At 27.9% G+C, this 15949-nt stretch carries 13 protein-coding genes and 1 pseudogene; 5 read left to right on the top strand and 9 right to left on the bottom strand.

Features of this window, described 5'->3' with window-relative positions:
- Window positions 1-132: 132 nt before the first annotated feature.
- Window positions 133-914 (top strand): annotated as a pseudogene (locus LLF98_RS10510) (HAD family hydrolase).
- Window positions 915-1706: 792 nt separating this feature from the next.
- Here the strand turns inward: LLF98_RS10510 and LLF98_RS10505 are convergent.
- On the bottom strand, window positions 1707-2354 hold the full coding sequence (locus LLF98_RS10505; RefSeq protein WP_291703298.1) for a hypothetical protein: 648 nt from the start codon (window positions 2352-2354) through the stop codon (window positions 1707-1709).
- Between the two features lie 240 nt (window positions 2355-2594).
- Here LLF98_RS10505 and LLF98_RS10500 point away from each other — a divergent pair, with 240 nt between their 5' ends.
- Together LLF98_RS10500 and LLF98_RS10495 are read left to right on the top strand one after the other, a co-directional pair.
- Window positions 2595-4289 (top strand): hypothetical protein, encoded by a 1695-nt coding sequence (locus tag LLF98_RS10500; protein ID WP_291703296.1) that lies wholly within the window; start codon window positions 2595-2597, stop codon window positions 4287-4289.
- Between the two features lie 100 nt (window positions 4290-4389).
- Window positions 4390-4659: a DUF3343 domain-containing protein gene (locus tag LLF98_RS10495; RefSeq protein WP_291703294.1), complete on the top strand. Its 270-nt coding sequence runs from the start codon at window positions 4390-4392 to the stop codon at window positions 4657-4659.
- Window positions 4660-5177: 518 nt separating this feature from the next.
- On the opposite strand, the gene LLF98_RS10490 is transcribed toward LLF98_RS10495, so the two are convergent.
- Both LLF98_RS10490 and LLF98_RS10485 read right to left on the bottom strand, forming a co-directional pair.
- Complete coding sequence (locus tag LLF98_RS10490) at window positions 5178-5756, bottom strand: hypothetical protein (protein WP_291703292.1); 579 nt, start codon at window positions 5754-5756, stop codon at window positions 5178-5180.
- A gap of 239 nt (window positions 5757-5995) precedes the next feature.
- Window positions 5996-6628 (bottom strand): hypothetical protein, encoded by a 633-nt coding sequence (locus LLF98_RS10485; protein ID WP_291703290.1) that lies wholly within the window; start codon window positions 6626-6628, stop codon window positions 5996-5998.
- Window positions 6629-6751: 123 nt separating this feature from the next.
- On the opposite strand from LLF98_RS10485, the gene LLF98_RS10480 reads away from it, so the two are divergent.
- Complete coding sequence (locus tag LLF98_RS10480) at window positions 6752-7078, top strand: hypothetical protein (protein ID WP_291703288.1); 327 nt, start codon at window positions 6752-6754, stop codon at window positions 7076-7078.
- 66 nt (window positions 7079-7144) lie between these two features.
- Here the strand turns inward: LLF98_RS10480 and panD are convergent, their stop codons facing one another.
- The 4 genes from panD to LLF98_RS10460 are packed head-to-tail and all read right to left on the bottom strand — an operon-like array spanning window position 7145 to window position 10249.
- Complete coding sequence (gene panD, locus LLF98_RS10475) at window positions 7145-7519, bottom strand: aspartate 1-decarboxylase (protein WP_291703286.1); 375 nt, start codon at window positions 7517-7519, stop codon at window positions 7145-7147.
- 24 nt (window positions 7520-7543) lie between these two features.
- A complete protein-coding gene (gene panC, locus LLF98_RS10470; RefSeq protein ID WP_291703284.1) occupies window positions 7544-8386 on the bottom strand; it encodes a pantoate--beta-alanine ligase in 843 nt (280 codons plus the stop codon).
- A 19-nt stretch (window positions 8387-8405) separates the two neighbouring features.
- Complete coding sequence (gene panB, locus LLF98_RS10465) at window positions 8406-9233, bottom strand: 3-methyl-2-oxobutanoate hydroxymethyltransferase (protein WP_291703282.1); 828 nt, start codon at window positions 9231-9233, stop codon at window positions 8406-8408.
- A complete protein-coding gene (locus tag LLF98_RS10460) occupies window positions 9233-10249 on the bottom strand; it encodes a DUF2520 domain-containing protein (RefSeq protein ID WP_291703280.1) in 1017 nt (338 codons plus the stop codon). The genes panB and LLF98_RS10460 overlap by 1 nt, the downstream gene beginning before the upstream one ends.
- A 312-nt stretch (window positions 10250-10561) precedes the next feature.
- On the opposite strand from LLF98_RS10460, the gene LLF98_RS10455 reads away from it, so the two are divergent.
- Window positions 10562-10696: a hypothetical protein gene (locus tag LLF98_RS10455; RefSeq protein ID WP_291703278.1), complete on the top strand. Its 135-nt coding sequence runs from the start codon at window positions 10562-10564 to the stop codon at window positions 10694-10696.
- 141 nt (window positions 10697-10837) lie between these two features.
- Here the strand turns inward: LLF98_RS10455 and LLF98_RS10450 are convergent, their stop codons facing one another.
- Together LLF98_RS10450 and LLF98_RS10445 are read right to left on the bottom strand one after the other, a co-directional pair.
- A complete protein-coding gene (locus LLF98_RS10450) occupies window positions 10838-12472 on the bottom strand; it encodes a tetratricopeptide repeat protein (protein ID WP_291703276.1) in 1635 nt (544 codons plus the stop codon).
- Between the two features lie 213 nt (window positions 12473-12685).
- A complete protein-coding gene (locus LLF98_RS10445; protein ID WP_291703274.1) occupies window positions 12686-15946 on the bottom strand; it encodes an SNF2 helicase associated domain-containing protein in 3261 nt (1086 codons plus the stop codon).
- Window positions 15947-15949: the final 3 nt, after the last annotated feature.

The following is a 15949-nucleotide window of genomic DNA, read 5'->3' as shown; positions in this document are numbered from 1 at the left end:
ATCTTATTAAGCACTAAAACATCCATAGTTAACACCTCTCGATAATTTTATTTTTAGTTTGGATATTTTAGTTGATTTATATTTATGGATATTTTTTCTTGATAGTTATTTTTGAAGTTTTCATTTTGCAACATATATATTATATTTTTTGATATTGACGGAACGTTATTTAATGAAAAAACTTGCATTGTTCCAAATAGTGCTAAAGCTGACTTAAAAAGGCACAAGAAAATGGACATCTAATATTTATTAATACAGGTAGAACCATTATAGGAATTGATGATTGTGTTAAGGAACTTAATTTTGATGGATATATATGTGGATGTGGTACTTACATAGAATTTAAAAATAAAGAATTATTACATAGGGACCTTGGTATAAATTTATCAAAACAAATTGCAGACAAGCCCCGTGGATATAATATTGATGCAATATTAGAAGGCAAAAATGATATTTACTATGATATAAATATATATTCAGAAGAAGTGCTTAAAATTAAAGAGCGTCATATAAAAGAAGGATTTTACAAAGGAAAAACCTTTGATGATCCTGAAATCAACTTTGATAAATTAGTTATTTGGACTAATGAAAATAGTAATTTCGAAAAATTCTACGAAGAATTTAGTAATATCTTTGAATTTATACACCGAGGTGAAGGTTTTTATGAATTAGTTCCCTTGGGATTCTCAAAGGCATCGGGTATAGAATATTTACTACAGCATTTAGATATTGACCATGAAAATACATACGCAATTGGTGATAGTACTAATGATTTAGCTATGCTTAAATATGTTAAAAATAGCATAGCTATGGGAAATAGCAATCCTTTACTATTCGATTTAGTATCTTTTGTCACAAAGTATCTTGAAGAAGATGGAATTTATTATGCTTTAAAGCACTACAATATTATATAAAGAAAAGTGGCAGACTATTTAAGTTTGAATTTGCACCAACTTAAATAGTTCTTTTTTATTTTTTTGTTCTTTTAAATTTAAATAAAGAAATCAAAATAAAGTTTGAGATAAATTGTTGCAGTTGAATATAATTTCCACCCTCCTTACAAGATTGGAACGTTATTTTCCATCTCGGATTGATTGAATTTCGTGTAGATGATTTTGTTTTCAGTTATCCTCGAAGAAGCATACACTCACATATACCCTTTCTGTTCCGCAGATGCTATTTGGGGTAGCCTTTAAATACTTCTTCAGAAGCCTTATAAAGACGTATTTGATTTCTTGATTGGTAATATCCATTTACTATAATCTCCTAAAATTCAGTCCTTCCCAAGTGTCGTCGACTACACTTGGGAATATGACTTTTGCTGGCTTCTCATGATGAATCTTGTTTCATGCACACTTCATACTCTATGTTTCCACACGCCCATGAGATCTACCCAGGTAAGAGCGCAATCTTACCTTCTATATATCTGCTACATTTACACCATATGCTTCAGGATAGTTTAGGGCTTTAGTTTGTGTAGCAATATGCTTTATGTAGTTTCTTTTCGTCAGACCGGAAGTTTGCCTACAGCTTCCTTAAGATTGCACCTCATGATGGACATCCTTGCTCTTTGCTATGTACTTGTCACTATCAACAAGCACTCAGAACTTTCACCCTTTAGATTGCGCCCATGCTGGGCGCACTACAAAAAATAGATTCCTGTACTTTAAATGCAGGAATCTATTTTTTTGATAATATGAAATTATCTATACATAGCTAAGACTAAAACTAACAGTAAATTGAACTGCATTACTATTACCAGAACAGAGTGGTATTTGTAATACTCCTATAGAAGGAGTTATAATAGAAGTTGTAGTAGGTGGATTTAAAGCTTGAACACATTGTATAGCGCTAAACCTGTCACAAAGGGCCTTAGCTGCATCTTCAGTGTCCAATAAAGCTATACATTGATCTACACATATATTATTACTACAACATAAACTAAGTTTTTGCGTAGCATCAGCAGGAATATTACATACCCTACTTATCCCCGGAGTAGCTGTAATAGGATAAAGATTTACTAAATATGAAATGCAACCCACCATCCTTACTGCCCATCCAGTTACATTTACAACAGTATTACAAGTTGTTGTAGCACTAAGAGTAGAATGAGTAACAAAACACTCTAATTTATTTAGATTATAACCAATTCTTAAATTGCTAGCAAGAGTAATAGATGATGGAATAGCAAATCCATCTGGTAAAGGAACTACGCAACAAGATGTTCCTAATACTATTGTTGGATCATCACCAGCACTTAAAGGTGCTCCTTCAACTACAGGTTCATCAGCAGTAGTAGCAATTTCTTTATTTAAGTTTTCCATTTCATTCATTATTTCTTGTACATCTGACATTATATATCTCTCCTTTGTAAAAAAATCTTTATTCGATTTCTAATAATATTTTATGTAATAAACTTAAGAGTGTTACTTACTTATTTGTATTATTTAAAGCACATTCAGCTTTAACCTATTATAATGAAAACATCCATTTATACCTTATATAAGATATACATTTGCCTAAAGTTATAAACACAAGTTAATTAATAAAATCATATTTTATATAAAGAACTATGATTTGAAGGGAATAAATTAATGGTAATGACTGATAGAAATTTTTATATTATAAAACAATCTGATGGCACTACATGGACTTTTTCTTTTAAAAAAGATGAGGGCATTATATATAAATTCTTTAAGGAAAATACATGGTCAGATGATCATATTCTTACTGAAGAAGCCCTAAAGAATTTTTCAGTAATTTTACTTCCTGATGACAGCTTAAATGTCTTATATCAAGATTCAACAGGAACGATAATATTAAACAAATATGACGGAGAACAATGGAATAAACAAAAAATTCTTACAAATGAAAAAAATGAAATATTTAGTATTTACTTTAAAACAGCTGTTATTGAAAATAAAATACAAATAATTTTTAGTATTTTTAATAAAGCAAATAATACCGCAACACTATTTCATCAAATCCTTGATGAAATGAATAACTTATCTAGTCCTAAAATTATAGATACGATTAAATATTATTATGATTATAATGTTGCATTTATTCTTTATTCACCTGATAATAAAGAATTGTTTATTATGTATCAAAGATTCGTAGATAGCCACGAAATAGGCTATAAATCCTTCAATAAGGATAATGAAACATGGTCTGACTTTAAATTGATAGATAGTAGTAAATATCCTTTTAATGATTATTCTGCAATAATGTTTAATCAAATTTTACACACTTTGTATATAAAAAGAGAAGATGATATATCCAGCTTAAATTATGTACATGGTAATAATTTTGATTTTAAGAATACTAAAATTTTTAAAGGTACAAATATTGAATCATGTATGATTTTTATAATATACGGTGAAATATGGTGTTTTTGGATAGATGATAATGAAATTTATAGTAGTTTTTCAATAGAAAATGGAAATGATTTTAGCACTCCGCCATATAATCAAAATGTAAATTCTTCAGATATTTTTAAATCTATATATATTACGAATGAACCAAAAGAAATAAAAGGTATATTAGGTAATGAAATATACTTCACTAATGATGATACATTACAAAATCTAATTATCTCTAACCTCTATCCAGCTATTAAAAATAACGAAAAAAGTGATAATTATCTATCCTATATTGAATATTATATGAGTGAAATATGTTCAAAAGTTTTATCATACAAAAAGACATATAGAGAAAAAGAACAATTAATTTCTATGCTACAGAATCAACTAGCAGAACAAAAAGCTAAAAGTCTATCTTATCAAGAAAAATTTAAAGAAATAAATAACAAGCATACTAAATTTACAGATTTACAAAAGCAGTTAAATAAAAAGGTAAACCTCCTTCAAGAAAATTTAAATGATAAAGAAGAAAAATTAAAATCAATAGTAAACCTCAACATGGAAAAAGAAATAATCTCTCTTGAAGAAAAACTTTCTCAAAATGCAAATTTAATTCAAGAAAGCTTAACTGACACAGAAGAAAAACTAAAGTCAATAGAAAATCTTAATATTGAAAAAGAAAAAGAAATACTCTTTTTTAAAGAAAAACTTTCTCAAAATATAAATTTCCTTCAAGAAAGTTTAACTAATAAAGAGGAAAAACTAAAATTACTTGAAAATATAAATATGGTAAACGAGAAAGAAATCCTCTCTCTTAAAGATAAAGTTAATCAAGAAGATATGATAATTTTATATCTTATAGGTAAATTTAAAAATTTAAATAATAAGATTAAAATTATGTCCACTAATGCTTATAATATGTACTAATGAAATAATACACATTGAGTCTATAAATAATTTATTATTAAGATAATGTGTTTTATTAAGTGAAACTTGATTTTATAAGATAAACTTAGGAGCTGATACAATGGAAATACAGAAAGATAAATATTTGATGATTGTTCAATCTCATAATCAAGCTACGCTTTTATATAATGAGCTCTTAAAAAGAGAATGTAAAGTAGAATTAATCTCAACCCCCAATAGCCTTTCTAAGGGGTGCAGTAGATCAATTATATTTAACGTAGAAGATGTAAAAATAGTAATAGAAGAAGGAAAAAAGAGCAAAGCACGAATTACAGGTATATATAAAATAAAAATAAATGGCGTTGATTATATTAATATAGCAAATAGTTAATTTGAGTCTTCTAAATTACACTTATACTTTGAATGTACACCCAAAACTAGAAATAAAGGATACTCTTTAGTAAAGTGTTGCATCAAAGTCCTCAGCAACCAGAACAACAGAGTGCCCTTTATTTTGGTGTGCTACACGCATAAGTATAAAAATTCAAATATAAAAGGATATAACAAAGCACTTGTTGCTTATCTTATATCCTTATTTTATAAAATTATACATAATTTTTTCTCTCCTTTGTTTTTTATTCTTTTGTTCTTAAAACTATTTTTATATTTCAGCTATTCTGTTTACTAAAAATAGTTTTTATTTGAGATTTTTAGTTATTGAGTTTTATCTTTGATATTATATTATTTAGATCATTTACATAATGTTCTTAAAAATAAAAAAAATTAACATTAAACATATTTACAACTCTAGTCTTCACTTTGGGCATCTACAGTAAAAGGATATATGAAAGCAATTCCTTGTTTATCATATATCCTTATTAATAAGACAATTCTATTATTATTATTATATTATTTACCGCAACGACATTCGCAATCTACGCATCTAGAGAAAGTGAATACTACATCAAATTTAACGTCCTTATCACATTTATCTTTCGCCTTGAAAGGTAAAATATCTGTTGGAAACCAATCATCAGGAAATTCAGATAAATTACGATTTGGTATGAAGATTATACCTGACTTAACTATTCTATAAACTCCAAGACAACCACGTATAACTCCTTCGTCTTCGCCTTTTACACAATGTTTTTTATCACCAATATATTCTATTTCAATTGTCTCGTCACCAGAACATTTTATTGCAGTTGCTGTGAAATATTGTGCTTTTCCTGGACATACATAAATTATCTTATTTTTAGTTCCAACGCCCACCTCTAAATCACAATTTATCTTCATAGGTGGCACGTGGCATTTCCTACACCCTTTGTCTCTATCAGAATCTTTTTCTTCTTTAAATTCTTCTTTAAATTCTTCATCCATTTCTTCATCTTCTCCTATTGGCATATTTAAATCTAATCCTGCTGCTAAATCTGCATTTTTCATAATTTCTTCTAAAGATACTTCTTGTTCTGTAACACTGATACTCATAATTTTCCTCCCAATTTAACCATATAAATATACTAGTTTATTTACATGTTTTTTTCTTGTTTTAATCACTTTATTTATTTAGTTATACGAACTATTAAATGTGGTTTTATTATATAATAATATATGAATATACTATTCAAGATGCCACTCTTATTTCTAGGAAAAATTAACGAAATTTTTTTTGCAATTACCTAATAATTAGGAACTAATAAGTTGACTAGTTATTTTTTCAAGTTGCATTAGTAACAACACCTACATTGATTGCAACTGAATACCACAACAAATTCACAGCATTCTTTAGTACATTCATCAATTGCTGTAAAATTTAAAATATCTTTTTTTCTAGGATCTAACTTACAATAAGTTTGTACAACTATTCCTGATTCAACTATTCTATATATTCCAAGATTTCCGCATATCCCCTTACTTGAGTGATGACCTTTATATTTAATAGTAACATCACCACAAGATTTTGATACATCAACTGTAAAATATTGAAGTTTTCCGGGATATAAATAAATCATCTTATTTTTTGTATCAAAATCAACTTTCAACTTACAATTTACAGAAATCTTTGATTCTTCTATTTGAGAATAATCTTCCATCTTCTTATAATTATCTTTAGGAAATTTATCAACGATCTTATCTTTTTCTATATAGTCATCATAAATTTCATCACATATATCTTTGTCAACAAATTTATTCTCGTTTATATATTTATCATTTATTTCATCACACATATCTTTATCAACAAATTTTTCATCTTCTATATATTCATCATTGACTTCATCACATATGTCTTTGTCAATAAATTTATCCTCCTTTATATATTTATCATGGACTTCATCATATATATCTTCATTTATACTCATAATATGCCTCCTAAGCATAGTCTATTTATAATATTGTATTAACACTTCTTTAAAAATGGTACAATTATTAATTTAAAAGCATACTATGAAATGTAAACTCTAAAAGAAAAAGGTCGTGTAACTTTGAAAAAGAAAGAAACTTGCAAAGAAAAATGCAGATTTACAGTACATCCTTGTAACTTTAAAGTAAAAATCAAGGAAGTTAAACCATTTTGTGTACGTGCTTGTAAATCTATTGTGTTAGATTTACAAATTATAAATCACTGCAACGCTAATAGTTGCATAAAAATTAAATCAAGACCTATGTACGGAAAATTATACTTGTTAGGTCCATCTACTCTTATATATAAATCAACTAGGAGATTCTGTGGATTGGATCTGTTTCAAATAATAATTGAAGATGAATTTGGTGAAATGCGTACTGAAAGTATACTTATTCATGCTATATAGAAATAGAGAGTGAAATTTTAAATAAATCTCACTCTCTTAAGATAATTACTAATTGCGAATCAAATTTTATTCATTAGATTCATAATTTGTGATTTCTTTTATTGTATTATCATCATTCATAAATACAACAGCTGGTTTATACTTTTTAGCTTCATCTTCATGCATTTGTGCATAAGAAATTATTATTACATTATCACCAGGTTCTACAAGTCTTGCTGCAGCACCATTTACACAAATAACTCCTGAGTCTCTCTTTCCAGGAATTACATATGTTTCAAATCTTGCGCCATTATTTACATCAACTATTTGAACTTTTTCATTTTCTATTATTTTCGAAGCTTCCATCAATGTTTTATCTATAGTAATGCTGCCCATATAGCTTAATTCAGCTTGAGTTATTGTAGCTCTGTGTATCTTTCCTTTTAACATTGTAAGTATCATCTTAAAATTCCTCCTAAAGTTTTATTATATTTCATATGTGAAATTATCTATTAATCTTGTTTTTCCAATATAAACAGCTATTGGAATTAATACATTCTTTTCTATAGCTTCAACATTTTCTAAAGAATCACTATCAACTATTTGTACATAATCGATTTTAGCTAATGGCTCTTTACTTATTTCTTCTTTTATAATTGCCTTAAGCTTATTAGCATTTCTTTCACCATCTCTTAATGAATCTTTAGCTAGTTCCAAACTTTTACTTAATACTAATGCTGCCTTTCTTTCTTCTTTTGAAAGATAAGTATTTCTTGAACTTTTAGCAAGTCCATCTTCTTCACGGATTATTGGGCAAGCCACTATCTCTACATCTATATTTAAATCTCTAACCATTCTTTTTAGAACAGCCACTTGTTGAGCATCTTTTTGACCAAAATAAGCTTTATCTGGCGTTACTATATTCAAAAGCTTAGAAACAACTAAACAAACTCCATCAAAATGTCCTGGTCTTTTTGCACCACAAAGCACACTTGTAAGGTCTGAGACACTAACACTAGTTGATTTATTATTAAAATACATTTCACTTGGTTCTGGATTAAAAACTACAGTTGCACCAGCATTTAAGCAAATAGCTAAATCTTTATCTATATTTCTTGGATAGCTGTCATAATCTTCATTTGGTCCAAATTGTGTTGGATTAACAAATACGCTAACAACTACTTTATCATTTTCTTCTACTGCCTTTTTTATTAAGCTTTCATGTCCTTCATGTAAAGCTCCCATTGTTGGAACAAAACCTACTGAAAGGCCTTCTCTTTTCCATGATTTAATTAAACTTCTAAGTTCTTTAATTTCTTTTACTAACATTTTTTTCCCTCTTTCTCCATTAGTACAATTTTTGTAGTTCACTTTCATCAATCTTAAAAGTGTGTTTTTCTTCTGGAAATGTTCCTTCTTGTACTTCGTAAACATAAGAACTAATAGCTTCTCTCATAACTGTACCTATATTGGCATATTGTTTAACAAACTTTGGTACAAAATCATTAAACATTCCAAGCATGTCTTGGTAAACTAGAATTTGTCCATCACAATTTTTACCTGCACCAATACCTATTGTTGGAATTGATACTGAATTTGTAATAAATTCTGCTACCTTTTCTGGAATTCCTTCAAGTACAATTGAAAATGCACCAGCTTTCTCCAAAAGAACAGCATCTTCTATCAATTTTTTAGCAGCTGATTCATTTTTACCTTGTACTTTAAAGCCTCCAAAAGCATTAACAGATTGAGGAGTTAGTCCTAAGTGACCCATTACAGGAATTTGAGCATCTACAATTGCTTTAACTTGTGCTAAAACATTTGCTCCACCCTCAAGCTTAACTGCATTTGCTCCACCTTCTTTAACTAATCTCCCTGCATTTAAAACTGCTTGTTCTATAGATACATGATAAGATAAAAAAGGCATATCACTTACTATAAGAGCATTTTTTGCACCTTTTTTAACAGCCTTTGTATGATAAATTACCTCATCCATAGTAACAGATAATGTATCTTCTTCTCCTTTAATAACCATTCCAAGAGAATCACCAATTAAAATAGCATTTATTCCACTTTCATCAATAATCTTTGCCATTGAATAATCATATGCAGTAAGCATACTTAACTTCGTTCCTTCATTTTTAGCTTGCTTAAAAGTTAATACTGTATTCTTCACTAATCTAATCCCCCTAAAATTTTATATATTACAGAATGTTTTTCTGAATTATTTAATAAAATTTGAAGTATATTTTCATTTTCAATATTTAAAGAGTAGCCTTGTTTATTTTGTGAATTGCTTATATTACTATTTTCTTTTAAAGCTACAAGTTTCAATAAATTTAAAGATAATATCTTATAAAGATCTTTATCTTCTTTTTCTAAAACAGAAAGATGTTTATCTATAGTAGTAATATCCCCTCTTAATATAGGCCCTGTTAAAGAATTCATAAAACCATTTTCAATAATACTGTCAATATTACCTTGAACTAATGGTTTAATGGCATTTAAAGCGTCTTCTTCATTTAATCCAAGTTTTTTTAGATAACTTGTACCTATCTCTAACAAAGACAAAGTAAGATTAGAAACAAATACAGTAGCCAAATGGTAAATTGAAGAGGTTTCTTCACTTCTTATGAAAAACTTATTCCCCAAAGTTTTAATCAGATTAATAATTGGAAAATTTCCTTCATTAATATTATTATTTAAAGATGAATTCTCTAAATCATCACCTTCAATTGAAAAATATATATCTTCTAACTTTTTTAAATTTGTGTTTTTATTTGAAAATGCAAATATGGGATGTATAGAATAGATCAGTGCACCAGAATGTTTGGCATTACATAATACATTCGATTTAAGCGAACCACTTGTGTGGCAAATAGATTTGTTGTTTAGATCAAATTTTGATAATTCTCTATCTATAATTGAAATCATATCATCAGGTGTTGTAATAAATAATATATCACTTTCTTTAACAATATTTTGAATGTTATCATAAAGTTTTGATTTAGTAATATTAGCTGCGTCTCTGGTTGATTTTATATTCCTTCCATAAAAGCCACTTAATTTTATCCCTTTATGAGTAAAGTAGCGTCCTAAACTCACGCCTACCTTCCCAGGACCAATAAATCCAATTTTAATAGTATCACCTCCATGTGCGTGATACAACATCCTAATTTCTTTCAATCTCATTCATATAGATATGAGTTGTATTATATATTTTAATGCTCAAAATTTAGTGCAACTCTATTAAGATACTACCCATTGACATTTTAACACTATGTTTTAAGTTTTACAATAGTAATTTTTAATATGAAACAAACTTTCCATTTCCTTCTAATATTATCTTATTATAAGAGAAGGAATTTAAACTTTAGGATTGTGTTAAGAGTTTGTTAGTTTCTAGTTAACACAATAAAAATTGGAACACTTATAAATTCAAGGAATAATATTACTAATGAGTATAGGTATAAGGGGGTAGCAGAAAACATAAAGGTAGATATCTTGAAAGATGAAAAAGCAAGTGAAAATTCTGCTTACAATAACTTACTTTCAAATGGAGTTAGTATATATAAAACAAGCGAAAAAGATGGAGTTTCAATATATGCAACAGAAGAAAATTGGAATTTAGAGAACTAAAAATGAAGATTATCCCTCAGGTTAATTGTAAGATTAAAAAAATATAAATAATATTTTGTTATGATTGTAAAACACACCTCATGTTGGATAGTAGTTTCAACGTGAGGTGTGTCTTGAATAATTATACCAAATGTTAAAACTCTACTTCTCGTTTAATATGTCTTCAATCATGTTTTTTAAATTTTTACTTTGTTCAAAATCCGGATCTAAAACCAAGGATTTTTCTGTATACTCAAGTGCTCTATCAATTTGTTGCAGATTATAATAGCAAAGTGCAATTTCATAATTAGTTTCAGGGCACTCACCATAAAATTCTAATGAAGTTTCAAAAAATCTTAGAGCATCATTGTCGTGACCAAGATAACCTAAGATTGAGCCAAAATAATAGCCTAAATCTCCCTCTTCACCAATAGGGAAATAATATTCCCAAACTTTATTGATTGCATCAGTCAGTTCATCTTTTGGGAAGTTTTCTTCAGTTGGTATTCTTTCAAGTAATATGTTATATAATTCAAGTAGGGTTCTTGCATCCCAAACTGTAAACCTTAGGAAGGTCAAAAGTTCTTTGGTAGTTAAAGACTTACTTAAAGGCATAATCGCTTTTTTCATATTATAGAAGTCATCTGGTCCTATGCTTTCAATAATATCCTTATAAGCCATTGAAGTCTCTACAAAATCATGATTACTCTTACTCAATAAAAACAGAGATACATTTATATTTTCGTGTTCATATATACTATGTATGGCCTTTCCACCAAGCCCTTTAAAATATAAATCTATAGCATGGAAGTTGACTGTCATAGAAATACATCCATGTTTTGATAAAAATGGATGATAGTTTTTAAACATAGCTTCTTCACTTTTATAACCCTTGTCAGCGGATATTAGAATTATATCATCATTGAATAACTTTCTTAATCTTGAAATACACCTTAAGCCAATTATAGGCATGTAAAACGCTGTATCATCTAAAGAATTTTTATAATGTATAAGCACATCATTAAAATTATTATCTTCGTAATAATCATTACCCTCAATTTTTTTATCTGTATAATAATAATCTAAACCTGCTAAGATTGATTTATCCTCATGATCACCCTTATCCTCTGGAGATGTTACTGTAATTAAGCCTTCAAAAAGTTCTCCCTCATTAACATAAAAAGTATCTTGTGGAAGACTATCAAAGGTATAATTAGCAAATAAAATCAAAGGATTTTTTAGTTTACCACTTGATAAAACTTCACCACTATATCTAAGCCTAACCTCTTCATCTTTAGCTATGTCAAAGGTTGCACAGTCAAGCACTCCAGATTCAAAATAAGGCTTTAAAAAACTATGGTTTTGCCAATATTCAATATTTCTCTCCGCAAAATCTGTTACTATGTATTTAAACTTTAGACCTTTTAGTGAAGAATTTTCAATTAGATGTAAAAATCTTTTTAGAAAAGTATATGTAAATCGTCCTACTCCTGCTGCAAGCTCCATTATGTATATGACGGTATTTTTATCTATATCCTCCCTTGCAGCATAATCTCTGCAATACCCAAAGACAGTTTTAGCATATTGGTTTGCAATGTAAGGATTTGTTGTTATATATTGAGGCACAATTCCTTTAATCCACGCCTCTGGACCCTGATTTGCAAAGAAATCCGTTTGTAATTTCCATAACATTGACTGTGATAAAGGCTTTTCAGCCTCAACTATAACTCCAGGATTCTCCTTATCTTTTGACTTAATAGCCCTGGTAATATTATATTTCTTATTTTTTTCTGACAAAACAATTCCTCCCTACAATTTTAACAAAAATATTCTTAACAAAATGATTATACTATTGGCATTGAATTATGTATAGGTAGTTAAAATGTTAGAGTAAAAGTTTAGATGTATTACCCAAAAGCTAATATAGCTTATACTTGAACTATTAGAAGTATTTAAGAATTAACCGCAGTCATGGCTTAAATTATATCTGAATGTGTACTCACATGGTTATTAGCTAAACAAATCTAAGATTTCATCTTCTTTCAAAGTATTTATAAATGCTCCTACAGATAGATCATCTCCTAAAATTTTATTTATTAATTCTCTTTTAGAATCTTGAAGCTCTACTATTTTTTCTTCGATAGTTCCACTTGAAATCAGTTTAATTACTTCAACTACATTTTGTTGACCAATTCTATGAGCTCTATCTGTAGCTTGATCTTCAACCGCTGGATTCCACCAAGGATCAAAATGTATTACTATATCTGCACTAGTTAAATTAAGTCCTGTACCTCCGGCCTTAAGGGATACTAAAAATACAGTATTTTCTCCATTATTAAATTCATCAACCATCTTCATTCTATTAAGTGATGAAACTTTACCATCTAAGTAAGAAAATAAGAAATGTTTTTCTTTAAGTATCTTACCTATATTCTTAAGCACAGATGTAAATTGAGAGAATACTAGTATTTTATGCCCTTCTTCTATACTTTGTTCTAAAAGCTCAATAAGTGCGTCTATTTTACCACTAGTCCCCACATAATTATCCATTGTAACAGAAGGATCTAAACATATTTGGCGAAGTTTTGTTATATAAGATAAAATCTCAATTTTACTTTTACTAAATTCAAAGTCTTCAACTTTCTTTTGAATTAAATCTTTAACATAATTAGCATAAGTTTCATATACGATTTTTTGCTCATCACTTAACGGTACAAGTAATCTCTTTTCTATTTTATCTGGTAATTCTTTAATTACGTTTTTCTTATATCTTCTAAGAATAAATGGTTTTACAAGCCTATTTAACTCTTCCAATATTTCTGGACCTTCATCAAGCCTTCTATGATATCTTGTTACGAATTTTTTTTCATTATATAAATATCCAGGCATTATAAAATCAAATATTGACCAAAGTTCCATTAAAGAATTTTCGATAGGAGTTCCCGTTAATGCAAATCTAACTCTTGATTTTATCTCTTTAACTGATTTAGCACTTAATGAAGCTTGATTTTTAATATTTTGAGCTTCATCTAAAATACAATAATCAAATTCCATATCATATAATTCTAAATCACGTCTTAAAAGATTATAAGTAGTCAATATCACATCATAATTTTTATAATTTTTAATTAACTCTTCTCTTTCTTCTTTAATTCCATTTGAAATTCCAATTTTCATAGATGGAGCAAACTTTTTAAATTCACTTTTCCAATTATAGATTAAAGAAGTAGGTGCAATAATAAGTGTTTTAGAATTTGGCTTTGAAAGTAATAGGGTTATGGTTTGAAGGGTTTTACCAAGTCCCATTTCATCACCAAGAATTCCTCCAAAACCCAAATAATCTAAAGTTCTAAACCAATTATATCCATCCTTTTGATACTCACGAAGTTTAGCTTGAAGTCCATATGGCGGTTGAAATGATTTATCTTTAATATTTCTTAATTTGACATTAAGATCTTTGATTTCATCACAGCTTTCTATAAATCTAAGCTCTTTTTCCTTTAAATAATCTTCAAGATAAGCCCCTTTATTCATTGGAATTTGAATTGAATTATTCTTTAATTCATCCTCTAAAAGCAAGTTATCTATGAGAGTTAACGCTTCTTGAAGAGTTGCATCTTCTAAATCCAAAAATTCTCCATTTTCAAGTTTATAATATTTTAAATTATCTCTGAAACTTCTAAGTATCTTTGAAACTTCTTCTTCTGATATGTCAGAAATATTAAATTGAAATTCAAAATAATTAAACTTTCCTTTTCTAACTTCACCTTTAAAATCAGACTTTTTAAAATCTTTCAATCCTTTAAATCTTTCAGAATAAAATACTTCACCATATCTTTGAAGCTTTTCTATTTCATATTTAAAGAGTTTGAAAGCATCAGCATCATCTCTGAAAAAGTACAACCTTCCATCAACTTCTTCGAATCCAAGACTTCGAAGCATTCCAAAGACTTCATGTTCTTTATTAGTATCCCTATAAATAACCTTATCATTATATTCTTCAAAGTAATTAAACTCATGACCTTCATAAGATACCTTAAATAATAATGATATGTCTTTGTCCTTGTCTTTATCAAAATAAAATCTAAAACTGACTGGTCCGATAATAACTTTATCTCTTATATCCTTAGATAAAGTTAAGTCGCTCGTGATTTTTTGTATAGATGGTATTAATTCTTTTAAAATCTTATTTTCCTGATTTTTATTAAAACTTACTCTAGATGTAGCATTAAAAATCTTTAAATAAGGAGACAACCTTTCACACTGCTCTATTGAAGGAAGATAAATTGTAGTTCCATATAAAAATACATCTTCATTTTGTGTTAAAGACTCTGGTATTCCATTGGGAGCTTCAAGCATTATAGAATCCTTCTTATTCAATAATGAGAATGGAATTGGCATATCGCCTTCTATTATTTCTGATTCTAATATTCGACAAAAGAAGCCATCGCCTAAATATACTCTATTCTTTTTTATGATGTATAAAAATTCCTTGAACATAACATCAGGAATAGTTAAAGTTTTTCCATCTATTAGTTTATCTTGATGCCGCTTAAAATTTCTATCGTGTTCAGCCATATTTTTGATATTATAAATAAATTTTATTAATCTTTTCTCTTCATAAGAAAAACATTGATTTTTTATATCAAAAATAAATTCCTTTCCATATTTAATAGGAACTTTATTATAAAGAGATACTAAAAATTGATTGATATCGCGAATCATATACATTTTATTACTTTTACTTTTGAAACCTATTTTAAATTCAGCTTGAAGTTTAGAAGACCAATTGTTTTTATTTATAGTAATTTCAAATTTAATCTTTTCCTTTTCATTATCTCCAATAAGTAGTGATAATAAATCATCATTAGTATCTTCTTTGAACTTAGATTTATTTTTCTTAGGCTTAATATTGTTTGTTATTTTAGTTCTTAATTCATCATCATCATCAATATTTCGTAAAAATGTATAAAAGGTAGCTACTAAATGTTTGCAACAATAATTATCCTTTGTAAATTCATTTTTTTCGAAATCCATACAACTACAATAAGATCCTATAACTTCTTTTGTTTCATTATCAATTTCAAGCTTACATAAATATTCACTAAGAAGACTTTCAGAAACTACTTGAGAACGTATTTTAATATTATCTTTATCTACACTAACATTTAACTCTCTAAGTAAATCATTTTTTAAGACACGTTCACCTTTTAAGCGTGATGAATTTGTTATGCTTTTATTAAAGCCTTCTAGGAAAACTTGTTTTATCAATTT

The organism is Clostridium sp. (assembly GCF_021372645.1).
In the GTDB taxonomy this organism is placed as follows: Bacteria; Bacillota; Clostridia; order Clostridiales; family Clostridiaceae; genus Clostridium.
The sequence above is the reverse complement of the archived record's forward strand: the minus strand, read 5'-3'. Positions and strand labels throughout refer to the sequence as shown.

What these genes read in the sequence shown, in the direction of transcription:
- LLF98_RS10505 (WP_291703298.1), bottom strand. Translation starts at nt 2,354, where the DNA reads ATGTCAGATGTACAAGAAATAATGAATGAAATGGAAAACTTAAATAAA.
- LLF98_RS10500 (WP_291703296.1), top strand. Translation starts at nt 2,595, where the DNA reads ATGGTAATGACTGATAGAAATTTTTATATTATAAAACAATCTGATGGC.
- LLF98_RS10495 (WP_291703294.1), top strand. Translation starts at nt 4,390, where the DNA reads ATGGAAATACAGAAAGATAAATATTTGATGATTGTTCAATCTCATAAT.
- LLF98_RS10490 (WP_291703292.1), bottom strand. Translation starts at nt 5,756, where the DNA reads ATGAGTATCAGTGTTACAGAACAAGAAGTATCTTTAGAAGAAATTATG.
- LLF98_RS10485 (WP_291703290.1), bottom strand. Translation starts at nt 6,628, where the DNA reads ATGAGTATAAATGAAGATATATATGATGAAGTCCATGATAAATATATA.
- panD (WP_291703286.1), bottom strand. Translation starts at nt 7,519, where the DNA reads ATGATACTTACAATGTTAAAAGGAAAGATACACAGAGCTACAATAACT.
- panC (WP_291703284.1), bottom strand. Translation starts at nt 8,386, where the DNA reads ATGTTAGTAAAAGAAATTAAAGAACTTAGAAGTTTAATTAAATCATGG.
- LLF98_RS10460 (WP_291703280.1), bottom strand. Translation starts at nt 10,249, where the DNA reads ATGAGATTGAAAGAAATTAGGATGTTGTATCACGCACATGGAGGTGAT.